This is a genomic window from Micromonospora sp. LH3U1 (assembly GCF_028475105.1).
GTDB lineage: Bacteria > Actinomycetota > Actinomycetes > Mycobacteriales > Micromonosporaceae > Micromonospora.
The window spans coordinates 2727501-2750929 of sequence record NZ_CP116936.1 but is presented as its reverse complement, the minus strand read 5'-3'; the positions used below and the strand labels follow the sequence as shown (position 1 = coordinate 2750929).

18 protein-coding genes (1 of these 18 only partly in view) are annotated in these 23429 nt (G+C 73.0%); 2 read left to right on the top strand and 16 right to left on the bottom strand.

The genetic code is table 11. The annotated features are described in order from the left end of the window. Positions 1-29: 29 nt before the first annotated feature. From PCA76_RS12510 to ald, 3 genes are all read right to left on the bottom strand, one after another. Positions 30-953, bottom strand: coding sequence for a ParA family protein (locus PCA76_RS12510; protein WP_124817891.1), 924 nt, complete (start codon positions 951-953; stop codon positions 30-32). 179 nt (positions 954-1132) lie between these two features. Further along, positions 1133-2098, bottom strand: coding sequence for a site-specific tyrosine recombinase XerD (locus PCA76_RS12505; protein WP_272617762.1), 966 nt, complete (start codon positions 2096-2098; stop codon positions 1133-1135). Positions 2099-2136: 38 nt separating this feature from the next. Beyond that, positions 2137-3252 carry an alanine dehydrogenase gene (gene ald / locus PCA76_RS12500; protein WP_272617760.1) on the bottom strand — a complete coding sequence of 372 codons (1116 nt, stop codon included), beginning with the start codon at positions 3250-3252 and terminating at the stop codon, positions 2137-2139. Between the two features lie 294 nt (positions 3253-3546). Between ald and PCA76_RS12495 the strand changes: the two genes are divergently transcribed. Then, positions 3547-3804: a TM2 domain-containing protein gene (locus tag PCA76_RS12495; protein ID WP_272617757.1), complete on the top strand. Its 258-nt coding sequence runs from the start codon at positions 3547-3549 to the stop codon at positions 3802-3804. A gap of 87 nt (positions 3805-3891) precedes the next feature. On the opposite strand, the gene PCA76_RS12490 is transcribed toward PCA76_RS12495, so the two are convergent. From PCA76_RS12490 to recN, 9 genes are all read right to left on the bottom strand, one after another. Further along, positions 3892-4497, bottom strand: a complete 606-nt coding sequence (locus tag PCA76_RS12490) for an NUDIX domain-containing protein (RefSeq protein WP_272617755.1) — start codon at positions 4495-4497, stop codon at positions 3892-3894. Next, positions 4494-6245, bottom strand: coding sequence for a CTP synthase (locus PCA76_RS12485; RefSeq protein ID WP_272617753.1), 1752 nt, complete (start codon positions 6243-6245; stop codon positions 4494-4496). The genes PCA76_RS12490 and PCA76_RS12485 overlap by 4 nt, the downstream gene beginning before the upstream one ends. Before the next feature lie 163 nt (positions 6246-6408). Then, positions 6409-8808: a hypothetical protein gene (locus PCA76_RS12480; protein ID WP_272617751.1), complete on the bottom strand. Its 2400-nt coding sequence runs from the start codon at positions 8806-8808 to the stop codon at positions 6409-6411. Next, positions 8808-9977: a glycosyltransferase family 4 protein gene (locus PCA76_RS12475; RefSeq protein WP_272617749.1), complete on the bottom strand. Its 1170-nt coding sequence runs from the start codon at positions 9975-9977 to the stop codon at positions 8808-8810. Before PCA76_RS12475 ends, PCA76_RS12480 begins: the two co-directional genes overlap by 1 nt. Beyond that, positions 9974-11668, bottom strand: a complete 1695-nt coding sequence (gene murJ, locus PCA76_RS12470; RefSeq protein WP_272617747.1) for a murein biosynthesis integral membrane protein MurJ — start codon at positions 11666-11668, stop codon at positions 9974-9976. Before murJ ends, PCA76_RS12475 begins: the two co-directional genes overlap by 4 nt. Before the next feature lies 1 nt (position 11669). Continuing rightward, positions 11670-12536 (bottom strand): hypothetical protein, encoded by an 867-nt coding sequence (locus PCA76_RS12465; protein ID WP_272617745.1) that lies wholly within the window; start codon positions 12534-12536, stop codon positions 11670-11672. Between the two features lie 88 nt (positions 12537-12624). After that, positions 12625-13569 (bottom strand): copper transporter, encoded by a 945-nt coding sequence (locus PCA76_RS12460; protein WP_272617743.1) that lies wholly within the window; start codon positions 13567-13569, stop codon positions 12625-12627. 27 nt (positions 13570-13596) lie between these two features. After that, complete coding sequence (gene steA, locus PCA76_RS12455) at positions 13597-14775, bottom strand: putative cytokinetic ring protein SteA (protein ID WP_272617741.1); 1179 nt, start codon at positions 14773-14775, stop codon at positions 13597-13599. A 119-nt stretch (positions 14776-14894) separates the two neighbouring features. Continuing rightward, positions 14895-16652: a DNA repair protein RecN gene (recN, locus tag PCA76_RS12450; RefSeq protein WP_272619349.1), complete on the bottom strand. Its 1758-nt coding sequence runs from the start codon at positions 16650-16652 to the stop codon at positions 14895-14897. An 89-nt stretch (positions 16653-16741) separates the two neighbouring features. On the opposite strand from recN, the gene PCA76_RS12445 reads away from it, so the two are divergent. Beyond that, a complete protein-coding gene (locus tag PCA76_RS12445; protein ID WP_272617739.1) occupies positions 16742-17761 on the top strand; it encodes a helix-turn-helix domain-containing protein in 1020 nt (339 codons plus the stop codon). An 80-nt stretch (positions 17762-17841) separates the two neighbouring features. Here the strand turns inward: PCA76_RS12445 and PCA76_RS12440 are convergent, their stop codons facing one another. The 4 genes from PCA76_RS12440 to PCA76_RS12425 all read right to left on the bottom strand — a co-directional run. Continuing rightward, entirely contained in the window at positions 17842-19032 is a 1191-nt protein-coding gene (locus PCA76_RS12440) for a hypothetical protein (protein WP_272617737.1), read from the bottom strand. After that, positions 19023-21560, bottom strand: a complete 2538-nt coding sequence (locus PCA76_RS12435) for a S8 family peptidase (RefSeq protein WP_272617735.1) — start codon at positions 21558-21560, stop codon at positions 19023-19025. The genes PCA76_RS12440 and PCA76_RS12435 overlap by 10 nt, the downstream gene beginning before the upstream one ends. Positions 21561-21718: 158 nt before the next feature. Further along, positions 21719-22603: an NAD kinase gene (locus PCA76_RS12430; RefSeq protein ID WP_272617733.1), complete on the bottom strand. Its 885-nt coding sequence runs from the start codon at positions 22601-22603 to the stop codon at positions 21719-21721. Positions 22604-22694: 91 nt separating this feature from the next. Further along, positions 22695-23429, bottom strand: partial view of a TlyA family RNA methyltransferase gene (locus PCA76_RS12425; RefSeq protein ID WP_272617731.1) — the 3' portion only. Its footprint extends 129 nt past the window's final position; the window shows 735 of its 864 coding nt (coding positions 130-864); its start codon lies beyond the right edge, outside the window; its stop codon occupies positions 22695-22697.

Genomic DNA, 23429 nt, shown 5'->3' with positions numbered 1-23429 from the left:
GTCCACGAGGCGGGCACCGGGCGGTCCGGCTACCGCTCCGACTGGGCGGCGATCACCTCGCGGGCCAGCTGACGGTAGTTGCGTGCCCCGGAGGACGCCGGGTCCATCGTCGTGATCGGCGCACCGGCCACCGTGGACTCGGGGAACTTCACCGTCTTGGTGATGACCGTCTGGTAGACCTTGTCACCGAACGCCTCGACGACCCGCTGGAGGACCTGCCGACAGTGCGTGGTGCGGCTGTCGTACATGGTGGCGAGGATGCCCTCAAGCTCCAGGTCGAAGTTGAGCCGCTCGCGCACCTTGTCGATGGTGTCCAGCAGCAGCGCGACGCCGCGCAGGCTGAAGAACTCGCACTCGAGTGGGATGAGCACACCGTGCGCGACGGTCAGCGCGTTGATCGCCAGCAGGCCGAGCGACGGCTGGCAGTCGATCAGGATGTAGTCGTATTCCTTGCGGACCGTACGCAGCACCCGGGCCAGGGCCATCTCCCGGGCCACCTCGTTGACGAGCTGGATCTCGGCGGCGGAGAGATCGATGTTGGCCGGCAGCAGGTGCAGCCCCGCGACGTCGGTCTTGATGACCACGTCCTCGGCGAGGATGTCGTCCTGCATGAGCAGGTTGTAGATGGACAGATCGAGGTTGTGCGGGTTGACTCCCAGCCCCACCGAGAGCGCGCCCTGCGGGTCGAAGTCGACCAGCAGCACCTTGCGGCCGTACTCGGCAAGGGCCGCGCCCAGGTTGATGGTGGTGGTGGTCTTGCCGACGCCACCCTTCTGGTTGGCCATCGCGATGATGCGCGCAGGGCCGTGCCGATCAGTGGGCATCGGCTCAGGAATGGGCTTGCGCATCGTGTACGCCGCCGGGTCCGCTGGACCGAGGTCCGCGCCGAGCGTGGCCTGCTGCTCGCGGAGCTCCGACGTCCAGGTCTCGGCACGGTCACCGTTGCCAGCCATGTGCTCGTTGCCCCCTCCCGACGACCCACCCGGCGTCGGAGCCGTCCGACGTCCTTCGCGGCGCCGCTGCGCACCCCGGTCGTGTCGCCCCAGGAGGTCCGCGCCGATGCCGACTGTACGCCACCGACCAGCAGGGGTTCGGCACCTGCCCGGCGTGTCGGCACCGACCGTGAACGGGCTCAGCCCCGGGCACGCGGGTGGGACGTGGCATACACCTCGCGCAGCCGCTCGACGGTGACCAGGGTATAGACCTGCGTGGTGGTCACCGATGCGTGGCCGAGCAGCTCCTGCACCACCCGCACATCGGCGCCGCCGTCGAGCAGATGGGTGGCGTACGAGTGGCGCAGGGTGTGCGGGGAAACGGCGGCCGGCCCGTCGACGGGGAGCCCGGCCCGGCCCGCGCCACGGCGCAGGATGCCCCAGGCGCCCTGGCGGGACAGCGCGCCGCCGCGGGCGTTGAGGAAGACCGCCGGGGTGCCTCGCCCGGCGGCGGCCAGCCCAGGACGGGCCCGGACCAGGTAGGCGCGGACCGCGTCGACGGCGTACCCACCGATCGGCACCAGCCGCACCCGGCCGCCCTTGCCACGCAGCAGCACGGTGCCCTCGTCGGTGTCGACGTCGTCCACGGCGGCGCCGACAGCTTCGGAGATCCGCGCGCCGGTGCCGTACAGAAACTCCAGCAGCGCCCGGTCGCGCAGCGCGAGGGGCGCGTCGTCGCCGGTGGCGGTGATCGGCCCGGCGGTTTCCAGCAGCCGGACCACGTCGTCGACCGGTAGCGCCCGGGGCAGCCGGCGCGGCGGGGTGGGCGGGCGGACGTCGCGGCTGGGGTCGCCGCCGGCCAGGCCTTCGCGCAGGGCGAAACGGTGCAGGCCGCGTACCGCGCTGGCCGCGCGGGCGGCGGAGGAGACCGCCAGCGGCGGGTGTGCGTCGTCGCCCGCGCGCAACCGCGCCAGGTGCGACTCGACGAGGCCGGCGCCGACCGACGCGAGGTCGGCGACGCCGGCATCGGCCAGGGTCGCGAGATAGCGGTCCAGATCCCGACGGTACGAGGCGAGCGTGTTCGCGGACAGACCACGTTCGACGGTGAGGTGGTCGAGGTAGCCTCGGACGGCACGGCGCAGGGCCGGCGTGGGCTGTTCGCCCACGCCGGCGGAGTCCGTGTTGCCGGTCAGCCCGCCACCGCTCAGGCCAGCGCGTCGGCCAGCGGGAGCACGTCCATGCCGTGCGCCTCGGCGACCGGACCGTAGGTGACGTGGCCGTCGTGGGTGTTCAGGCCCAGCCCCAGCGCCGGGTCCCGACGCAGTGCCTCACGCCAGCCGTGGTTGGCCAACTCCAGGGCGTACGGCAGGGTGACGTTGGTCAGGGCGTACGTGCTGGTGTTCGGCACCGCGCCGGGCATGTTCGCGACGCAGTAGAAGATCGACTCGTGCACCTTGTACACCGGGTCGGCGTGCGTGGTGGGGCGCGAGTCCTCGAAGCAGCCGCCCTGGTCGATGGCGATGTCGACGAGCACGCTGCCCGGCTTCATCCGGGAGACCAGCTCGTTGGAGATCAGCTTCGGTGCCTTGGCGCCGGGCACCAGCACCGCGCCGATGACCAGGTCGGCGTCGAGCACGGCCCGTTCGACCTCGTACGCGTTGGAGGCGACGGTCTGCAGGTGGCCGCGGTAGATGGCGTCGGCCGACCGCAGCCGGGCGACGTTCTTGTCCAGCAGCAGCACCTCGGACTGCAGGCCCAGCGCGATCGCGGCGGCGTTCAGGCCGGAGACCCCGGCGCCGATGACCACGGTCTTGGCCGCGTACACCCCGGAGACACCGCCCGGCAGCACGCCGCGCCCACCGCCGGTACGCATCATGTAGAAGGCGCCGACCTGCGGGGCGAGCCGGCCAGCCACCTCGGACATCGGGGCGAGCAGCGGCAACGACCGGTCGGGAAGCTCCACGGTCTCGTACGCGATGCCGGTGACCTTGCGGTCGATCAGCGCGTCAGTGCACTCCTTGGAGGCGGCCAGGTGCAGGTACGTGAAGAGCACCTGCCCTTCGCGCATCCGGTGGTGCTCCTCGGCGATCGGCTCCTTGACCTTGAGCACCAGCTCGGCGGTCGCCCACACCTCGTCGGCGGTGGCCAGGATCTTCGCGCCGGCGGCGGCGAACTCCTCGTCGGTGATGCTGGAGCCGAGCCCGGCGCCGGACTCGATGAAGACCTCGTGGCCACTGCGGGTGAACTCGTTGACGCCCGCTGGCGTGATCGCCACGCGGTACTCGTGGTTCTTGACCTCGCGTGGGATTCCGACCTTCACGATGCAGACACCTCTCTTCGGGGCTGCTCTCCCCCGACTGCTCGGTGCCGCAATGGCCCCTTTGCCACCGCGGTCCACCGGTCCCGCCGGCGGCAGTCTAGGCGCGTGCGACCGCGCCGTGAGCCAGCACAGTGGCATCCGGTACCCGGGTGTCCTGACGGAGTGTCAGGGCCCCAGGCCCGGAATGGGCGGCGCAGCGCCTCATAGCCGTCAGGACACTGTTCGGCCATCATCGTCCCATCTGTCGGAAGCTGATGCGGACATCGAGTAAGTGGATCACTATCATGTCCGCCCATGACCACACCCCCTTACCAGCCCGGGTACGCCCCGGATCACTCCGACAAGAGCAAGGTCGTCGCGGGCATCCTCGGCATCCTGCTCGGCACCTTCGGCGCCGGTCGGTTCTACACCGGACACACCAAGATCGCCGTTCTCCAGCTCGTGGTGAGCCTCGTGACCTGCGGTGTCGGCGCGCTCTGGGGCCTCATCGACGGCATCCTCATCCTGGTCAACGGCGGCACGGACGCGCAGGGCCGGCCGCTGCGCGACTGATAGACCCGACCGACGGCAAGGGGCCCCGCGGCTGACCGCGGGGCCCCTTCGCGCGTACCCCCTCGCCGGCTGGACAGACGACGACGCTCAGCGTGGCAGCGGCGCGTCCGCCCGGCGCAACGCCGACCAACCGGTGTCGCGGGCGCGGGCCGTGGCGAGCAGCCCGGCCACCGCGGACGCGTTGGTGATCTCACCGGCCAGGACCATGGCGACCGCCTCGTCCAGGTCGATCCGGACGACCTGGAGGTCGGCCTCCTCGTCGTGGCGCTCGTGGCGCTCGGCGACCGGCACCTCGGCGAGGTCCCGGGCCAGGAAGACCCGCACCAACTCGTTGGTGAACCCGGGCGAGCTGTGCAGATCGACCAGCACGTCGACCTGACCGGCCGTGAGGTCGACCTCCTCGGCCAGCTCCCGCAACGCGGCGGCCGGCAACTCCTCACCGGAGACGTCCATCAGCCCGGCGGGCAACTCCCACAGGTGCCGCCCGACCGGGTGCCGGTACTGCCGGATCAGCACCACCTGGCCGGCGTCGTCGAGCGCCACCACGGCGACCGCGCCGACGTGCCGGACGAGGTCGCGCAGCCCGGTCCCGCCGCCCGGCATGGTCACCTCCTCGGTGACCACGTCGAAGATCCGACCCCGGTAACGCTCCTCGCGGGAACGCACCTCGTAGCGGTGCTCGATCTCGGTCACGACGCGGACGCCGCCTTCGTCGCGGCGCCGTTGCGGGCGGCCTTGCGCGTCGTCGGGGCCTCCGTCGCCGCGTCCAGGTCGACGGGCAGCTGGTCGGCCTGCGAGTACGCCACCGCGGCCTTGACGAACGAGGCGAACAGCGGGTGCGGGCGGGTGGGGCGGCTCTTCAGCTCTGGGTGCGCCTGGGTGGCCACGAAGAACGGGTGCAGGCTCCGGTCCAGCTCGATGAACTCGACAAGCCGGCCGTCCGGCGAGGTGCCGGAGACGTGCAGGCCCGCCTTGGTCAGCGCGTCCCGGTAGGCGTTGTTCACCTCGTAACGGTGCCGGTGCCGCTCGCTGATGTCGGTGCTGCCGTACGCCTCGGCGACGATCGAGCCCTCGGTCAGCGTCGCCGGGTACGCCCCGAGCCGCATGGTGCCGCCCAGGTCGCCCTTGCCGGCGACGATGTCCTCCTGGTCGGCCATCGTGGCGATGACCGGGTGCGCGGCCTGCTCGTCGAACTCCAACGAGTTGGCGCCGTCCAGGCCGGCCAGGTGCCGGGCCACCTCGATGGTCATGCACTGCAGACCGAGGCAGAGGCCGAGCAGCGGGATGCCGTTCTCCCGGGCGTACCGGGCGGTGCCGATCTTGCCCTCGATGCCGCGCACGCCGAAGCCGCCGGGGATGAGGATGCCGTCCACGCCGGCCAGGGCAGCGGCGGCGCCGGCCGGGGTGACGCACTCGTCGCTGGGCACCCAGCGCAGTTGCACCCGGGCCCGGTGGCCGAAACCTGCCGCCCGGATCGCCTCACTCACCGACAGGTACGCGTCGGGCAGGTCGACGTACTTGCCGACCACCGCGACGGTGACCGTGTGCCGGGGGCGGTGCACGCGCTCCAGCAGGTCGTCCCAGCTGGTCCAGTCCACGTCCCGGAAGGAGAGGCCGAGCCGACGCACCACGTACGCGTCGAGCCCCTCACGGTGCAGCACCTTCGGGATGTCGTAGATGCTCGGGGCGTCCGGGGCGGCGACGACCGCCTCGGTGTCCACGTCGCAGTAGAGCGACAGCTTCTCCTTGAGCTTCACCGGGATCTCCCGGTCGCAGCGGAGCACGATCGCGTCCGGCTGGATACCGATGTTGCGCAGCTGCGCCACCGAGTGCTGGGTCGGCTTGGTCTTCAGCTCACCCGACGGCGCCAGGTACGGCACCAGCGAGACGTGCAGGTAGAAGCAGTTGTCCCGACCGAGGTCGTGGCGGACCTGGCGGATCGCCTCCAGGAACGGCAACGACTCGATGTCGCCGACCGTGCCGCCGACCTCGGTGATCACCACGTCGGGGAGCTGGCCGTCCTCGTCCGGGTCGGCCATCGCCAGGATCCGCGACTTGATCTCGTTGGTGATGTGCGGGATGACCTGAACGGTGTCGCCCAGATACTCGCCGCGCCGCTCCTTGGCGATCACGTCGGAGTAGATCTGGCCGGTGGTGACGTTCGCCTTCCCGGACAACGCCCGGTCCAGGAAACGCTCGTAGTGCCCGACGTCGAGGTCGGTCTCGGCACCGTCCTCGGTGACGAAGACCTCACCGTGCTGGAACGGGTTCATCGTCCCCGGGTCGACGTTCAGGTAGGGGTCGAGCTTCTGCATCACGACGCGCAACCCGCGCGCGGTCAGCAGGTTGCCGAGGCTGGAGGCGGTAAGGCCCTTACCCAGCGAGGAGGCAACGCCCCCGGTGACGAAAATGTGCCTGGTCGTCCGTGCTGATGGGGCCAAGGCCTGCTCCCGTGTCGTCTGTCGCGGTCATGCAGACCGCCGTGCTTGATCAGCTAAGTGATCACGCGATCCACGGGATTTGACGGTAACACCTCCCGGGCGGGTACCCGCAGGCCGCACCCCGCCTGCGACACCACCGGGTCATCCGGACGAGGCCCGGCGCTCAGGAAGCGGCAACCTCGGTCGACGACCGGGTGACCTGCCGGGGCGGTACGACCACCGGCGGAGCGGCATCCGGCGTCGACCCGCTCGCGGTCGGCTCCGCCGGGTCGTCGGCGCCAGCGGAGGGATCCGAGGGCGGCGCATCCGGGGCGGGTGCGCTCGCGGGCGGGCCACTGATGGGACGGGGATGGACCGCACCCAGAGGCCCACCACCGACGGTCGGGCCGCCACCCCCACCGGCCGGGCCGACCCCGCCGGACCCCGAGTCGTCGTCGGCGCCGTCCACGCGGAAGCGGCCCGGGACCGGGCGGGTCCGGTCGGCGGCGTGCCCGAGCACCCGCAACGACGCCAGGGCGGCCATCGGCACCACCAACGCGGCGGCAGCGCCCATCACGTCCAGCGCCGCGCCGTCGAGCACACCACCGATCACCGCGGCGACCACGGTGCCGGCCAACGCGGCCCGGACCGCCGGGTAGATGCCGAACAGCCGCATCAGCCCACCCCACGGCTGCAACAGGGCGAACCACACCAGCAACCCACCGGCCAGCGCCAGCACGGTCAGCGGGCTGTTGACCAACGTCTCGAAATTCTCCGTGCTGGATCGGTGCACCGTGAACCCGCCGGTGCCGTCACCGAGCGCGGAGAGGAACCGACCCAGGCTGCCCCGCTCCGCCGCCGGACGGCGCAGGTCCACCACGGCGAAACCGATGCCGACCGCCAGGGCGGCCATGGTGGCCCAGGCCAACCGGGTGATCGTCAACCAGCCGCCGGCGCTGATCACGGCGGCGACGCTCACCCCGGCGGTGAGCGCGATCGCGCCGACCGGGTCGGCACCCAGGTACGGGCTGCCGACCACCACCACGGCGAGGCCACCCACGGCCACCATCACCGCCGGCCGCCAGCCACGGTGCACCCGTTGCGCGAGCCAGCCCCCGCTGAGCAACGCGCCGGCGAGGAACACTCCCAGCCCCACCGTGCTCAACCCGGCGTACCGGCCGCCCTGCAACGCGGAGTAGCCGACCACGCCGTTGAGCTGGAGGCTGGCCCCGGTGAGCACGTCCAGCCCGACGACAAAGGTGGTGAGACCGGCCACCGCGCCGACCGGGCCGAGGCTGCCCGCGTACCCGGGGGCGAACCGCACCGCCGTGGTGCCGGCGGCCACCAGCAGCGCGGTCACCCCGGCGAAGATCCACCCGGGGTGCTCGCCGCGCCACCAGGGCACCGCGTCGGCCAGCAGCGCCGCCGGCACCGTCAACGCCGCGGCGACCAGCAGCAGCTCCACCACTGCCACGATCCGCCCGGAGACGGGGGTCGGGCCACTGGGCCCGGCGTGCGGACGGGCCCGGCGCAGCAGCGGCAGCATGGCGAGCGCCAGCAGCACCTGCACACCGGCGAGCAGTGTGAAGAACCGGCCGGAGACGTCCCGCTGGGCGGCCGCCTCCCGATCGGCGTCCGCCGGGGCGTTGATCGCGTCGACCAGGTCGGCCGGACGGTCGCCGCTGCTGGTCGCCGGACGGCCGAGGAAGAGTCGCTCCGGCATCGGCCGGCCCAGCGCGGCGAGGGCGGTCGGCGCGAGGTCGACGAGTTGCAGGTATCCGTCCCGGCCGGTGCTGGCCGAGGTGAGCCACCCCCGCTCCCAGCCTGGCCCGTCGGCGACCGCCACGTGCAGCCGCGACGTCTGGTCGGTGTCGGAGATCCCCGCGACCAGCACCAACGACCGAGGTGGCCGGGCGGCCAGCACCCGGGCCAGCTGGGCGTCCGCCGCGCGGGCCTCCCCGGCGCGGGTCGCCGGGTCGGTCCCCGCGACCGTGCCGAGGTCGACGATGCTCAGCACGCACGAGCCGAGCAGCACCCGAGGATCAGCGGGCAACGCCGAGGCGTACCGGTCGACGCGGCCGAACGGTCGGGCGGCGGCCACCGCCGCACCCGGGCCCACGGCGACCGAGCACCGCACCGACTCCGACAGCGATCCGGGCACGGCACCCCAGGCCAGGCGCTGCTGGTTGTACTGGACCACGCTCTCCTGGTCGGGCAGGTTCGCGCCGATGCCGTCCGGTTGCTCCACGGCCACCCCGGCCGGTGGGCAGCCACCGTCCACCCGGCTGCCGTTCCACGCGGCGAAGCTGCCCGCCCCCAGGGTCAGCCAGCCGTCCACCGGGCAGGTGGGTCGGTGCGCGGAGCGCACCGACAGCGAGCCGATCGACCCCTCCTGGGCCATCCGCCACAACGTCGGGGTGCTCTGCGGATCCACGTCCTCCCACCGCAGCCCGGCGACCCCGGCGAGCACCACGAAGTCGGCGGTGCGCTGCGGGATACCCTGCGGTGGGCGGGCGGCGAGCGCGGTGACGCCCAGCGCCACCACGAGCACGGTCAACAGTGCGGGAGCGATTCGGCGCAGCATCACCGGTGTCCCGTTCTCGGGGCGTCGGAGCCTGGGGCGGCCGCCGGACCGGTGGGTTCCACGGCCAGCTCGGCGTAGAGGGCGGCCAGCGCGGCGACGGTGTCCGTCTCGGTCGGCCACGTCGCCGCCCGTGCGGCGCCGCGCCGGCCCAACTCGGTCCGGGCCGCCGGATCGTCCAGCAGCGCGCGCACCGCCGTGTCGACCGCGTCCACATCACCGGCGGGAACGAGCGTGGCAGCGTCGCCGACCAGCTCCGGCAGCCCGCCGACAGCGGTGGCGACAAGCGGTACGCCAGCGCGCAGCGCCTCCTGGGCGAACAGCTGCCGGGCCTCCCAGTCGCTGGTCACCACCGCGAGGTCGGCGCCGGCGAGCAGGTCGGCCACGTCGGTGCGGTGCCCCAGCAGGGTCACCGGCGCACGGGCCGCGGAGGTCCGGGCAGCCAGCGGCAGGTAGGCCGGCCCGCTGCCCGCGATCACCACGACCGGCGGTGGGGTACGCGTACGCCAGCGGGCCGCCGCGTCGATCAGCACGTCGTAGCGCTTCTGCGGGTGCAGCCGACCAACGGAGACGATCAACGGCTGGTCCGGGCGGACCCCGAACTCGGCGCGTACCGCCGCCGGGCGTCGACGCGGCGCGGGCAACGTCGGCGCGGCGACCGGGGCGAGTCGGGCGTCGTTGGCGCCCAGCGCGGCGGCCCGTTGCACCAGGTCCGTGGAGGCGCCGAGGGCCACCCGGGCGCCCCGGGCCACCACCCGTTCCACGAGTCGGGACACCCCGCCCCGCAAGCCGCCCGCGAGCACCGCGTTGTGCCAGGTGACGATCAGCGGGGCGGCGGAACGGGCCAATACGGCGACCAAGCCGGCGCGCAGGCCGTGTGCGTGCACCACATCGACCTGGGCGGCGGTGAGCGCCCGACGCAGTGTGAGCACCGCCCGGGCGTCGGCCGGGGTCGGGCTGGCCGGGATCTCCACCGGCTCGAAACGCGCACCGACACCGGTGAAGTCGAACTGCTCCTGGGTCGCCGCAGGCCCGCAGACCAGGACGGTCGCGCCGCCCGCGACGAGGCCACGTGCCACCGAGCGGACGTGCTGGCCGACCCCGCCGGTGCTGGAGGCGAGCACCAACGCGACGGTGCCCGACCAGCCGGCAGGCAGAGCTGGCTCACTCATCGAGTCGCCGTCTCCTTCCCGTCGCCCCGCTCCGGGGAGTCCGCGCTCGGCGTCGGCCCGCCGCCCCGCCCCCGTGGCCCCCGCCGGCCCAGACGCCGCAGCACCCCGGCGAGCAGTGGCTGTACGTCCCGCCGGTCGACGAACCAGACCACGGCGAGGAACACAGCCCCGACCAGAACCCCGGACAGCATGCCCTGACCGAGTGCCGCCGCCATCGTCGGGGTGCCGCCGCCCGGCGTGTCGAGCCATCGGGTGAGACCCCACCCGGCGAGCGCGGCGAGCACACCGGCGAGGCCACCGGCCGCCCCGGCCCGTGCCGCTCCGGCCAGTGCGGGACGGCCGGCGCTACGCCGCACCGCCAGGAGCAGCAACGCCCCGAGCACCAGCATCCCCACCGAGTTGGCGGACGTCACCGCGAGCACCCGATCCCGCAACGGCAGCAGCGCACCGAACAGCAGGACGACGGCTGGCACCACCAGGAAACCGGCGGCGGTGGCGGCAGTCGCCGCCCGGGTCTCGCCCCGGGCGTAGAGGGCACGGGTGAGCAGCGCGAAGAGGCCGTAGCCGACCAGTCCCGGGGCGTACCCGATGATCGCGGCGGCGGCGGTCGAGGCCGTGGACGCGGGGAAGAAGAAGTGCCCGACCGGGCCCGCCGTCCCGATCAACGCGGCCGTGCCGAGGCAACTGAACAGGAGCACCCCGCGAACGGCCGGTGCCAGGGTCGCCCGGTAGGTGTCCTCGTCGGCGGCGGCCCGTGCCGCCGCCAGGGTCGGGTAGGCCGCGATGGCCAACGGCACCGCCAGCACCGCCCACGGCAGCAGGTAGACGCTCTGCGCCAGGTTGTAGACGCCCGGGTTGCTCCGCGCACCGGCGGTGACCTGGTTCAGGCTGACGATCAGGGCGATCTGCTGAGTGGTGACAGTGACCGCGCCGGCCACCGCCAACCCGCCGACCCGGGCCCGCGCGTCGGCGGGGAACCCGAACCCGGGCCGCAACCCCAGGTGCAGCCGGCGGACCGGGATCAGCAGCGACAACGACAGCACCACCACGCCGAGGGTGGTGCCGGCGGAGAGCAGCAACTCCCCACCGGGGCTCACCCCGCCGACGGTGGCGTACCGGCCCTGTGTCGCGGTGAAGCCCAGGTAGACGACGATCACGGTGAGACTGGACAGCAACGGGGCGAGCACCGGCCAGGCGAAGCGGCGGTGCGCCTGGAGCACCCCGGTGAGCACGATGCCGACCCCGTACAGCGGTAGTTGCGGCGCGAAGACCCGCAGCATCCGGACGCCGCTCTGCTGCTGAGCGGCGGTCAGGTGGTGGCCGAGTGACTCGACCACCGGACCGGCCAACAGCACGACGAGCAGCGCGAGCGGCACCAGAAGAGCCAGCGTCCAGGTCAGCAGCGCACCGGTGGTCCGGGCAACGGCCGTCCGGTCGCCGGCCGCGACCGCACCGGCCAGCAGCGGTACGACGAGGCTGGCCAGCGCTCCCCCGGCGACGATCTCGAAGATGAAGTTCGGCACCGCGTTGGCCACCACGTAGGCGCCGCCGAGGTCGGTGGGTGCCAGGCTCCAGGTGAACACGGCGGTGCGGCCGAAGCCGGCGAGGCGGCTGGCCACGGTGAGGACGGCGATGAGCGCGGCTGCCCCGGCCAGCCGGCCGGCGCCGGCGAGGGGTGCCGGTCTTGTCACGTCAGTCGGCGCGCCGGCCCAGTGCGTCAAGCTCACGCAGCCCCGGGGTCCGCTGGATCACGGAGGTGAAGCTGACCTTCTCGCTGGCGGCGGTGAGGCCGGCGAGCACCGCGAGCAGACCGGCCCGGCCGAGCGGGCCGGTACGGGCGGCGAGCGCGACGCCGAGCAGCGCCCCGAGGGCGTTCGCGCCGCTGTCGCCGAGCATCACGTCCTCGGCCAGGTCGTCACGGAGCACGCCGGCGGCGGCTCCGGCCGCGCCGGCGGCGATCCCGCCGTGCGGGCCGCCGGTCAGCGGCGCGGCGAGCAGCAGCCCGGACTTGAGGGCACGACCGGGCCGCAGGTCGAGCAGGTTGATCAGGTTGGCCGTGCCGGCGATCACACCAGCGCCGAGCAGCACGTCGACGCCCCGACCGAACGCGCCGTGGCGCTGCCGGCGCGGGTGCGCGGCGACCCGGGGGTCGGCGGCGAGCAGCGCGGCGGCGCCCAGCCCGGCGGCACCCACCCCGACGACCTTGACCAGGCCGGCGGTGACCCGCCCTTGGCGCAGCGCGGCGAGGTGACCGGCGAAGCCCTTGGCCGCCTTCTGCTCCGGCCGCGCGCCGACCACGTCGTCGTACAGCCCGACGCCACCGGCGCCGAGGCCGGCGACCAGGGCGGCCCCACCGGAGGCGCCGCTGGTGGCACCGAACGCGCCGGCGGCGGCCGCACCGGCGGCGAGCGCGGGCCCGGCGGCCAGGGTCACCGTGCGGCCACGGAAGTTGGTGCGCTGCAACGCGGGACCGGCCGGGGAGGTACGCACCTCGCGCAGCGCGTACCGGGCCGCCGCGGCACCGGCGCCCGCGATCAGCAGCCGGCCCAGCGCCCTCACGCCACTACCTCGCTGTGCCGCAGGTTCGCTCGCTGCGCTCGCTCACGTGCCGCCTTGTTGGATCCGGACACGGGGGTACGTCGTTCGCTCACTGGGGCAGTCTAGGCAGGAAGCCGGAGGCCGCGTTGTCGCCGACGCCGTACTGGCCGGCCTTCTTTTCGGTGAGCTGCTGCGCCAGGGCGAGGCTGCTGACGAACTGGCCCTGCACGGTGTTGGCGTTGTCGACCGTGGAGATGGTCTGGGCGAGCACCGGGTCGCCGCGCACCACGGCCACCACGTTGCCGCCGACGGAGCCGTTGCCGCTCACCACGATCGATCCGGTCCGGTCGAACTGCTCGGCGATCTTGACGACCGACTCGTCCCGCTTGTCGGAGTCCTTGTCGACGTACGGTTGCCCACTGACCACGACGACCGCCTCGGCGGATCCGGTGACCTTGTTGTTGTCGGTGGTCAGGTAGCCGGCGTTGTTGTACGCGGCGAGCACGGCCCGCCGATCGGCGTCGCTGACCGGCGCGGCGCCCTGCGCCCGGTCCAGCAGGACGCTGGCCAGCAGCGCGCTGGAGGTCTCCACGCCGTGCCCGTTGCCAGGCAGGCCGGTGGTCTGCGCGGTCGGGCGGGCGGCGGTGACGGCCAACTCCAGCAGGTTGGAGTTGTTGTCCGGGTTGATGAACTTGTCCTGCAGATCGACCCGGCCGGTGATGGTCGCCCCGGCTTGCTGGATCTTCTTGAGCACGCCCTCGGTGTGGTCGCGCCCGTTGGGCAGGCTGAGCACCAGCACGCGACGCCCGGTGAGGGTGCCCGGAAGGACGACCTGGGACACCTGCTCGGCGAACTCCTCCTCCAGCGCGAGCTGCTTCTCCATGCTGTTGACCTGCTGACGCCACTGCTGGTTGTCCTTGCGCAGCCCGGTGACCTGCTCCTTGAGCGAGTCAGCGACCGGGCCGTTGAGGGCGGCTGTGCCGACCACCAGGCCGATCGCCAGAGCCAGGAAGACCGCGGTGAGGGACACCACGTGGTAGCGGAAGTTGATCACGCTTGCAGCCTCTTGATCGGTCGGGAACTAGAAAAGCCGGTACAGCTGGAACACAAAATTGTCCCACCACTCGGCGACCACACCCAGGTACGCCTTCCCGACGGTCGAAACGGCCACCGCGGACGCCATCGCCGCGATCGCCGACAGCACCAGCAACAGCAACGAGGAACCGGAGATGCTCTGCCGGTAGAGCCTGCTCACACCCTTGGCGTCGACCAACTTGCCGCCGACCTTCAGCCGGGTCAGGAACGTCGAGGCCATCCCGCCGCGACCCTTGTCGAGAAACTCGACAAGCGTGGCGTGGGTGCCGACCGCGACCAGCAGCGACGCGCCCTTCTCGTCGGCGAGCAGCATGGCCAGGTCCTCGCTGGTCGCCGCGGCCGGGAAGAGAATCGCCGGCACACCGAGGCCGTTGACCCGGGGCAGGCCGGGCGCCCGTCCGTCCGGGTACGCGTGCACGATCACCTCGGCGCCGCAGCGCAGCACGTCGTCGGTGACCGAATCCATGTCACCGATGATCATGTCGGGGGTGTACCCGGCCTCGACCAGCGCGTCCGCGCCCCCGTCGACACCGATGAGCACCGGCTTGAACTCCCGGATGTACGGGCGCAGCACGTCCAGGTCGGCCTTGTAGTCGTAGCCGCGCACCACGATCAGGCAGTGCCGACCCTGCATCTGGGTCTCGATGTCCGGCACGCCCACACCGTCGAGCAGCAGGTCGCGCTCCTGGCGCAGGTAGTCCATCGTGTTGGCGGCGAAAGCCTCCAACTGCACCGACAGACCCTCCCGGGCGTCGGCCATCGCCTTGGCGACCGACTCGGCGTCCTGCAGGCTGCCGTGGGCCACCGGCTCGTCACCGGAGAAGACCGTGTTGCCCTCGATGCGTACATGATCGCCCTCGCGGATCTGCTCGAAGACGCCCTCCCCGAGGTCGTCGAGGAGCGGAATCCCGGCGGCGATCAACACCTCCGGGCCGAGGTTCGGGTAACGGCCGGAGACCGAGGGCTTGGCATTGAGCACCGCCGCGACACCGACAGCGACCAACGAGTCGGCCGCCACCCGGTCCAGGTCGACGTGGTCGATGACCGCGATGTCACCAGGGCGCAGCCGACCGACCAGGCGTTTCGTCCGGCGATCAAGGCGCGCGGTGCCGAGGACTCTGCCCGGTTCGGAGTTCCGATTCCGGCGCAACGTGGGTAGACGCATCGTGACCATCCTGGCATGTGAGGCAGGCTTTTCTGTCGCGACATGCCTGAGCAGGGCCGCCTACCCAGGGAAGCACACGTCGGCACAAGCCGGTGTGCTTGCGCTCACAATACGCGGCGTCACAACCGCCTTTCCTTGGCGGCCACTGCCAGAAGCTCCTCAGCGTGGGCGATACCCAGATCCGAATCGGGCAAACCTGCCAGCATCCGGGCCAACTCCCGGGCCCGCTCGGTGTCCTCCACGACCCGCACCCCGCTGGTCGTCACCGCGCCGCCCGTGTCCTTCGCCACCACCAGATGCCGGTCGGCGAACGCGGCCACCTGCGGCAGGTGCGTGACGACCAGCACCTGGTGACTGCGGGCCAGCCGAGCCAACCGCCGGCCGATCTCCACCGCCGCCTGACCACCGACCCCCGCGTCGACCTCGTCGAAGACCAACGTCGGCGGACCGCCCGAGCCCGCGAAGACCACCTCGATGGCGAGCATCACCCGGGACAACTCACCGCCGGAGGCGCCGCGTTGCAACGGCAACGACGGCGCGCCCGGGTGGGCCAGCAACCGCAGCTCCACCTCGTCGCCACCGTCGGAGGTGACACCCACCTCGACGCCGTTGACCGACAGCGTCGGCTCGGCACGCCCGGCCGGGCGGGGCAGCACCGCCACCTCGATCCGCGCGTGCGGCATGGCCAACCCGGCCAACTCGACGGTGACCTGGTCGGCGAAGCGGACCGCCGCCTCCTGCCGGGAGGCCGACACCCGCCCAGCCAGGTCGGTCACCTCGACGGCGAGCCGCTGACCCTCCCGCTCCAACTCGTCGACCAGATCGTCGGACATGTCCAGGTCGGACAGTCGGGTGCGAGCCCGATCAGCCCAGGCGATCACGCCGTCGACGTCGTCGGCGTACTTGCGAGTCAGGGCGCGCAGTGCCGCCCGCCGCTCGTAGACGTGCTGCAACCGGGCCGGGTCCGCGTCGAGCGTCGCCAGGTACGACGACAGCTCCGCCGACACGTCGGTGACCAGCGTGGCAGCCTCCTCCAGGCGGGCCGCCAGCTCACCCAGCGCCGGGTCGGTGCCGGCCTGCGCCTCCAGCGTCCGCCGGGCGGTGCCGAGCAGCACCGCCGCGTCGGGTGCCTCGTCGGCGGCCTCCGCGCCGCCCGCCACGCACTGCTGGGCGATCTGCGCGGCCGTCCGCAGGCCCTCGGCGTGCTCCAGCCGCTGCGCCTCGGTCTTCAGCTCGTCGTCCTCACCGGGCTGCGGATCGACGCGGGTGATCTCGTCGAGGCCGAGCCGCAGCAGGTCGGCCTCCTGGTTGCGCTCGCGGGCGTTGCGCCGCCGGTCGGCCAGGTCGTCGACCACCCGCCGCCACCCGGTGTACGCCTCACGCAGCGCGTCGAGCAGCTTCTCGTGCGCCGGGCCGGCGAACCGGTCCAGTGCGGCCCGCTGCTCGGCCGGACGCAGCAGCCGCAGCTGGTCGGACTGGCCGTGCACGGCCACCGCCTGCTCGCCGACCTCACCGAGCATCGACACCGGCATGCTCCGACCGCCGACGTGGGCGCGTGACCGCCCCTCCACCGTCACCGTGCGGCTCAGCAGCACCGTGCCGTCCTCGTCGGGCTCGCCACCGGCCTCGGTGATCCGGGCGTGCACCGCGTCGGCGACCCGCCCGGACAGGCGCAGCCGCCCCTCCACGACCGCCCGGCCGGGTTGGGCGCGGACCCTCCCGGCGTCGGCCCGGCCGCCGAAGAGCAGGCCGAGGCCGGTGACCACCATCGTCTTGCCGGCACCGGTCTCGCCGGTGATGACGTTCATCCCGCCGGTCAACGGCAGCGTGGTGTCGTCGATGACGCCCAGTCCGGTGATGCGCAGCTCTTCCAGCACAGCCACCGACAGTAGACGCGAGGCCCGACAGTTGACCAGCCGACGGGCCCGGATGCGGCCGGCACCCGGCCGACGTACAGTTCTGCCCCGTGTTGGACGTGATTGGCCTGACCTCGGCTGAAGAGGAGCTCTACCGCTGCCTGCTCCAGCTCACGGTGGCGCGCGTCGACGACCTGGTCGCTCGTCTGCAACGCCCCCGTGAGCAGGTCGTCGCCCAGGTCGAGGCCCTGCGCGCCAAGGGTTTGGTGCAGCCCACCGACACCGACCCCGATGGGCCACTGCACCCGACCGCCCCGGACGTCGCCCTCGGCGGGGCGCTGCTGCGTCGCCAGGAGGACCTGGAGGCGGCCCGCCGCCGGGTCACCCAACTGGCCGAGGAGTACCGGTCCGGGCTACGCCGGCACCACGTCGACCACCTCGTCGAGGTGATCACCGGTGCCCGGGTCCTCCGGGACCGTTTGCGCGATCTGCAGAATTCGGCGCGTACCGAGGTGCTCTGGTTCTGCCGGGCGAACCCCCTCGCCATGGCCGGCCCGGAGAACGTCGAGGAGTTCGACGCCCTGGCCCGCGGGGTGAGCTACCGGGCCATCTACGAGCGTGACCTGCTGCTGGAACCGGGCGCCCTGACCGACCTGGCCAAGGGCGTCGCCGCCGGCGAGCAGGCCCGGGTCCTGGACCGGCTGCCGGTCCGACTGGCCATCGTGGACGCCCGCACCGCCATCTGCCCGTTGGTGCCCGACCGCGACGGCGGTGAACCCAGCGCCGCCGTGATCGGCCGCAGTCAACTGCTCGACGCGCTGCTCGCCCTCTTCGAGAGTCACTGGCGGGTGTCCACCCGGCTGCGACTCGACGACCCCCTCGCCGTTCCGGCGGCTGAGAGCCGGCGGCCGGACCCCGAGGACCACCCGAGTGACGCTTACCAGCCGGACGCCGACGAGGCGCGGCTGCTGTCGCTGTTCGTGGCCGGCGTACCGGACAAGTCCATCGCCTCTCAGCTCGGCGTGAGCCGGCGGACCGTGCAACGGCGGATCGCCGACCTGATGGACGCCGCGGGCGTGGACACCCGGCCCGGGCTGGCGTTCCAGGTCGCCCGACGCGGCTGGCTCTGACGCCGAAGGGGCCCACCGCCGGAAAACGGTGGACCCCTCGACGAGCGGGCGGGACGGCCTGGCCGCCCCGCCCAGCCGGATCAGCGCAGCCCGTACGCCTGGAGCACCGTCTGGTCGATGGTGTTCCCGGCCCGGTCGGCGGCGTGCACCCGCAGCGACACCGTTCCGCGCCCGGCCGGCACGGTTGCGGTGTATCGGGTGCCCGACCCCTTGGTCGGCGCGTTCCGCCAGGTGACGCCTCCGTCGAAGGAGACCTGCGCACGGACGCTGGTGCCGGTCGGCGCGGACACACCGGCCGGCTGACGCAGGGTCAGCCCCACCTGGTGCGGGCGGTTGCCGCGTACCGTGCCGAGCAGGTCGGCCGGCACCCGGTAGTCCACCTGCAGCAGCGACAACGGCTTGGCGTCGCCCGTCGGTCGGGCCGAGGTGAACTCCCAGGCCGTGTCGGTCCGGGTGGCGTAGCGCCACTCCTCCGAGGACCGCTTCGTGGTCAGGTCCAGCCGGTAGCGGGCCCGCTGCGCCGTGGTGGGCACCGGAGCCCACCCGCTGGACAGGTCAGCGATCTGCTGCCCGTTGCGGCTGAGCCGAGCCTCGACGGTGTCCGACTCCTCACTGTCGCCGGCCAGGCTGTAGTGCCCCTCGGCGTCGACGAACTCGGCGACCCGCACGTCGAGGGTGTCCCCGGTACGGGTGGGCACGGGCGCCCCGCCGCTGGCCGGTACGGCCGGTCGGATCACCGGGGAGTGCCAGGTCTCGGTCTCCCGGTCGTCGGCGTCGTAGCGCCGGGGCTCCTCGGTCAGACCGCCGGCCAACTGCCCCCACTGCATGAACATGAGCTTGTGCTGGACCCGGTGCTGCCACCAGTTGTCCCCGGCACTGACGAACTCCTGCCGGGTGGTGCCGGTGCGGACCATGCGCTGGTCGTCGTTCCAGGAGTACTCCTGCCACGGACGCCAGCCGAACCGCTCCTCGCTGGCCCAGCCGGCACCCGTGTCGCCATAGCTCGCGGTCACCTCGGCCGTGTTCTTCGCGGTCACGGTGTGCACGATGCGCTCCGGCACCCGGCCCTTCGACACCTGCCACACGTCATACAGGTACGGGCTGTCCACGGTGAGCGTCAGGTCGAGCGTCGCCCGGCCCTTGCGCGCCGCTGCGATCAACCGCTGCCCGTCGTCGTACGCGACCACCATCGACGGGATCGGCAGTCGGTCCCGGATCGGGCGCCACACCGTCCACGCCGAGAAGTCCGCCGGCCGAACGATCAGCACCATGGCGGCGCCAGCGGCCGCGGCGGCGGCAACCTGCTCCTCCTCGGAACGGTCCGGGTCGGTGGCGAGCAGCGCCGCGGCGCCCGCACCCGGGTCAGGTCGGCGGGCGTCCCGGTGCCGGCCCAGACCAGCGGCAGCTTGCGCCGGCCGGTCGGTGCCGGTGACGTACCCAGCAGGTTGATGTCCAGTGGAGCGGACACCCCGCTGATCTTCGCGTCCACCATCGGTGCGACGAGCTGCCAGCGCGAGGCGAACTCGAACTCACCCTGGCGCACCTGGCGCGTCGGCGTGACGTTGACCTGCTGGACGGTGCTGTAGGCCATCACGCCGTGGTCGATCTGCCGGCCGTTGGCCAACACCCGGTGCACGTAGTAGCTGAGCGTGGCCCGCTGCTCGCTGGGCTTCGGCGTCTCGATCCGCACCGGTGTGCCCTTGCGCGCGTCGAGTACCACGGTCAGGTCCCGGTCGACGACCAGCTCTGGCTCGACGGCCTGGGTCAACTGCTCGTCCAGGGGAACGCCGTGCTGGATCATCGCGGTCACCATGTACGTGCCCTCCTCGACCTGGAGGGTGCCCTCGCCCGGCCACGGGCCCCAATAGTCCGACTCGGTCTGCTCGCCGAAGAGGGTCAACCCCGGCGTGAGGGTCAACTGACCCTGCCGGTCCAACACCTTGATGGTGACCTGGCGCAACGGGCCGCTGACGGTGAGCCCGACCGGCGTGCGCACGGTGACGCCGTCCGTACCGGTCGCCACCAGCCAGCCACCGTGCGGGCCCCGGGCCAGCTTCGCCGGGTCGGCACGCAGCGGCACGGCGACGCTTCCGCCCGCCGGCACGGTCACCGCGCCGGAGGCGACCGCCACCCCGTCGGTCTCGGCCGCGCCGCTGTCCAGATTGCGCAGCTCCAGAGCCGGCCGCAGGGTCTGCGCGACCTTCGTGCCGTTGGTGTACGTCACGGTCCGCTCGACCGGCGCGGCGCCGGTCTGGATCCGTCCGAAGTCAGCGGTGGCCGAGGCGTACACCTGCTGCTTGAGCGCCCGAGCCACGTCGACCCGGCCGCCGCCCTGCTCGAAGACGGTCAGCGCCGGGTTGGCCTTCGTGGTGCTCACCAGCGCGTCCTTGAGCGTCCCGGCGGTCCAGTCCGGGTGTTCCTGGGCGAGGATCGCCGCAGCGCCGGCCACGTGCGGGGTGGCCATCGAGGTCCCGGACGCGGTCGTGTAGGCGTCGCCCACCGGCGTACCCATGGTGGTCCCGGCGGCCCGCGCGGCGACGATGCCGACGCCCGGGGCGGTGATCTCCGGCTTGAGGCCGTTGTCGCCGAGCCGCGGACCACGGCTGGAGAACTCCGCCAGGTTGTCGTCGCGGTCCACCGCGCCGACGGTGAGCGCCGCCGCGGCCGCGCCCGGCGAACCGACGGTACGCGCCTCGCCCGCGTTGCCGGCGGCGACCACGAAGAGCGCGCCAGTCTCCGCGGTCAGGTCGTTGACGGCCTGGCTCATCGGGTCGGTGCCGTCGGTCGGGTCGCCGCCGAGGCTCATGCTGACGACCTTCGCGCCGGAGTGGGCGGCCCACTCCATGCCGGCGATGATGGACGAGTCATAGCCGGAGCCGCCGTCGTCGAGCACCTTGCCGACCAGCAGCCGCGCGCCGGGCGCGACACCCTTGCGCAGCCCGGCGGACGCGTTGCCACTGCCGGCGATGGTGGCCGCGACGTGCGTGCCATGGCCATGCCCGTCACGGGCGCTGCCGCTGTCGGAGAAGTCCCGCGCCTCGGCGATCCGTCCGGCCAGGTCGGGATGGGTGGCGTCGACGCCGGTGTCCAGGACGGCCACCGTCACGCCACTGCCGTCCCGGCCGGCCGCCCAGGCCTCCGGGGCGCCGATCTGCGGCACGCTGTGCTCCAGCGTCGGGCGGACCTTCCCGTCCAGCCAGATCCGGGCGATGCCACCGCCCAGCCGGGGCGCGGCGGCCGTGGTCCGGGTGGTCGGCGTGCCGGCGAGCGTGCTCCACAGGCCGCCAAGGTCACCCTTGCCGACCCGCAGAGCCGCGCCGTTGATGCTCTCCAGAGGGCGGGCGTCCGCGGCGACGGCGAGCGACCGGACCCGGCCGGCGGCCGGCTCCTGGTAGCGCACGATCAGCGGCAGGTTGCCCTGCGCGGCGTCGCCGTAACCGTCAGCGGCCAACTTCTGAACGTCGAACAGGTTGGCGTCGAGAACCCCGCTGGAGACGTAGGGCAGGGCGTCGCTGGGAAGCACTCGCAGCCCGCCGTCGACCTCCATGGTCTGAAACACGATCCGCTCGCGCCCGGGTCCCGGGCGGACGGTGGCGGCGACCCGGCCAGGTGCGGCCTGTACCAGGTCGACCTGGTCGCCGGTGATCAGCGTGAGACGTACGGGCGCGGCGCCCGGAGCGGGCGTGCCCGATTTCGGGCCGGTAGGCCGGGCGGGCGGGTCGGCGGACGCCGGTGCGGCGAGGCCAACCACCAACGCGCCGACCGCGCCGACGGCGAGCCAGCGTGGGGACCAGTGCATGCGATGTGCTCCTCTACTCCTCCAGGCCCGCCATCCGTAGATGAGGGCCGATCGGAGTCTGCGACGGAGCGTGTCACCAGGTCACTAGTCGCCAGCCGCCGCAGCGGCGACATGTCGTCAGGTGGACAACCGACGTCCACCGACGGTGTACCCCACGGTCACCGGCGGCTGCCGCGCCAGCCGTGCACGGGGAGGCCGAACTTGGCGACCAGCCGATCGGTGAACGGGCGGGGGCGCAGCCGCACGATGCGCACCGGCAGGGCACCCCGACGCACCGTCACCCGGGCACCCGGTGGGAGGTCGTAGACGCGCCGCCCGTCGCAGGAGAGCACGGCGAGGGTGGTGAACGGGTCGACGGTGATCACGAAGGTGGACGTCGGGGCCGTGACCAACGGGCGGCTGAACAACGCGTGCGCGCTGATCGGCACCAGCAGCAACGCCTCCACCTCCGGCCAGACCACCGGCCCGCCACCGGAGAACGCGTACGCGGTGGAGCCGGTCGGGGTGGCGCAGACGACACCGTCGCAGCCGTAACGGGACAACGGCCGCCCGTCCACGTCGACGAGCAGCTCGAGCATCTGCGCCCGCTCGCCCTTCTCGACGCTGATCTCGTTGAGCGCCCAGGACTCGATGGTCGGCCCACCGTCGAACTCGGCGGTGACATCCAGCGTGAGCCGCTCGTCGACGGTGTAGTGACGACCAACGACGTCACGGACCGCGATGTCCAGATCGTCGATCTCCGCCTCGGCCAGGAAGCCCACCTTGCCGAGGTTGATGCCGAGCAGCGGCACCTTCGCCGGCCGGGCCAGCTCGGCGGCGCGCAGGAACGTGCCGTCCCCACCCAGCGCGAAGACGATCTCGGCGCCCTCGGCGGCCTGCGGGCCGGCGACCGGCACCACGCCGGGCAGGTCCAGGTCGTCGGCCTCGTCGGCGACCACCCGTACCTCGAAACCCGCGGCAATCAGGTCGGCGGCGACCGACCGGGCGTGCTCCGTGCTGCGTCGACGGCCGGTGTGGGTCACCAGCAGCGCGGTCCGGCTCATCGGGCCACCCGCCCGTCCCGGACCGGGCGGCGTTGCACCACCGTCGCCCCGCTACAACCGCGTGTCGTTCCGGTGCCCTCGCTGCGCGCGTTCACCCTGCGACCTCCTCCGCCGCCGCCACGTCCGGCACGTCGCCGGCCGTCGTCGGGCCGTCCGGCCCGGCCGCCACCACGGCCCGCACCCGCTGCGGGTCGGCCGGTGGTGCGCCCCGGCGCAACCATACGAAGAACTCCACGTTGCCGCTCGGCCCGGGCAGCGGGCTGGCCGCCACGTCGGCAAGTCCAAGGCCGAGCCGCGCGGCCGCCGCGGCAACGTCCAGCACCGCTTCGGCACGCAGCTCCGGATCGCGGACCACACCGCCGGCACCGACCCGGTCCTTGCCGACCTCGAACTGCGGCTTCACCATCAACGCCAGGTCACCGTCGTCGCGGGTGCAGCCGGCCAACGCCGGCAGCACCAACCGCAGCGAGATGAACGACAGGTCGGCCACCGTGAGGTCGACCGGCCCACCGATCGCGTCAGCATCGAGGGTACGGACATTGGTGCGTTCCAGGACGCGGACCCGCTCGTCCGTGCGCAGCGACCAGGCGAGCTGCCCGTAGCCGACGTCAACGGCCACCACCTCGGCGGCGTCGGCGCGCAGCAGCACATCGGTGAAGCCACCGGTCGACGCGCCGGCGTCCAGGCAGCGCCGCCCGGCGACGTGCAGCCCACCGGGGCCGAACGCGGCCAGCGCGCCCGCGAGCTTGTGCCCGCCCCGGGAGACGTACTCCTCGGCCGGGTCCTCGCCGGTGACCAGCAGCGGATCGGCGGGGTCGACCATCGC

Excerpts from the sequence above, each read along its gene's own strand:
- PCA76_RS12510 (WP_124817891.1), bottom strand. The coding sequence starts at position 953 with ATGGCTGGCAACGGTGACCGTGCCGAGACCTGGACGTCGGAGCTCCGC.
- PCA76_RS12495 (WP_272617757.1), top strand. The coding sequence starts at position 3,547 with ATGACCACACCCCCTTACCAGCCCGGGTACGCCCCGGATCACTCCGAC.
- PCA76_RS12480 (WP_272617751.1), bottom strand. The coding sequence starts at position 8,808 with ATGCTGCGCCGAATCGCTCCCGCACTGTTGACCGTGCTCGTGGTGGCG.
- PCA76_RS12475 (WP_272617749.1), bottom strand. The coding sequence starts at position 9,977 with ATGAGTGAGCCAGCTCTGCCTGCCGGCTGGTCGGGCACCGTCGCGTTG.
- steA (WP_272617741.1), bottom strand. The coding sequence starts at position 14,775 with ATGCGTCTACCCACGTTGCGCCGGAATCGGAACTCCGAACCGGGCAGA.
- PCA76_RS12440 (WP_272617737.1), bottom strand. The coding sequence starts at position 19,032 with ATGGTGCTGATCGTTCGGCCGGCGGACTTCTCGGCGTGGACGGTGTGG.
- PCA76_RS12435 (WP_272617735.1), bottom strand. The coding sequence starts at position 21,560 with ATGCACTGGTCCCCACGCTGGCTCGCCGTCGGCGCGGTCGGCGCGTTG.
- PCA76_RS12430 (WP_272617733.1), bottom strand. The coding sequence starts at position 22,603 with ATGAGCCGGACCGCGCTGCTGGTGACCCACACCGGCCGTCGACGCAGC.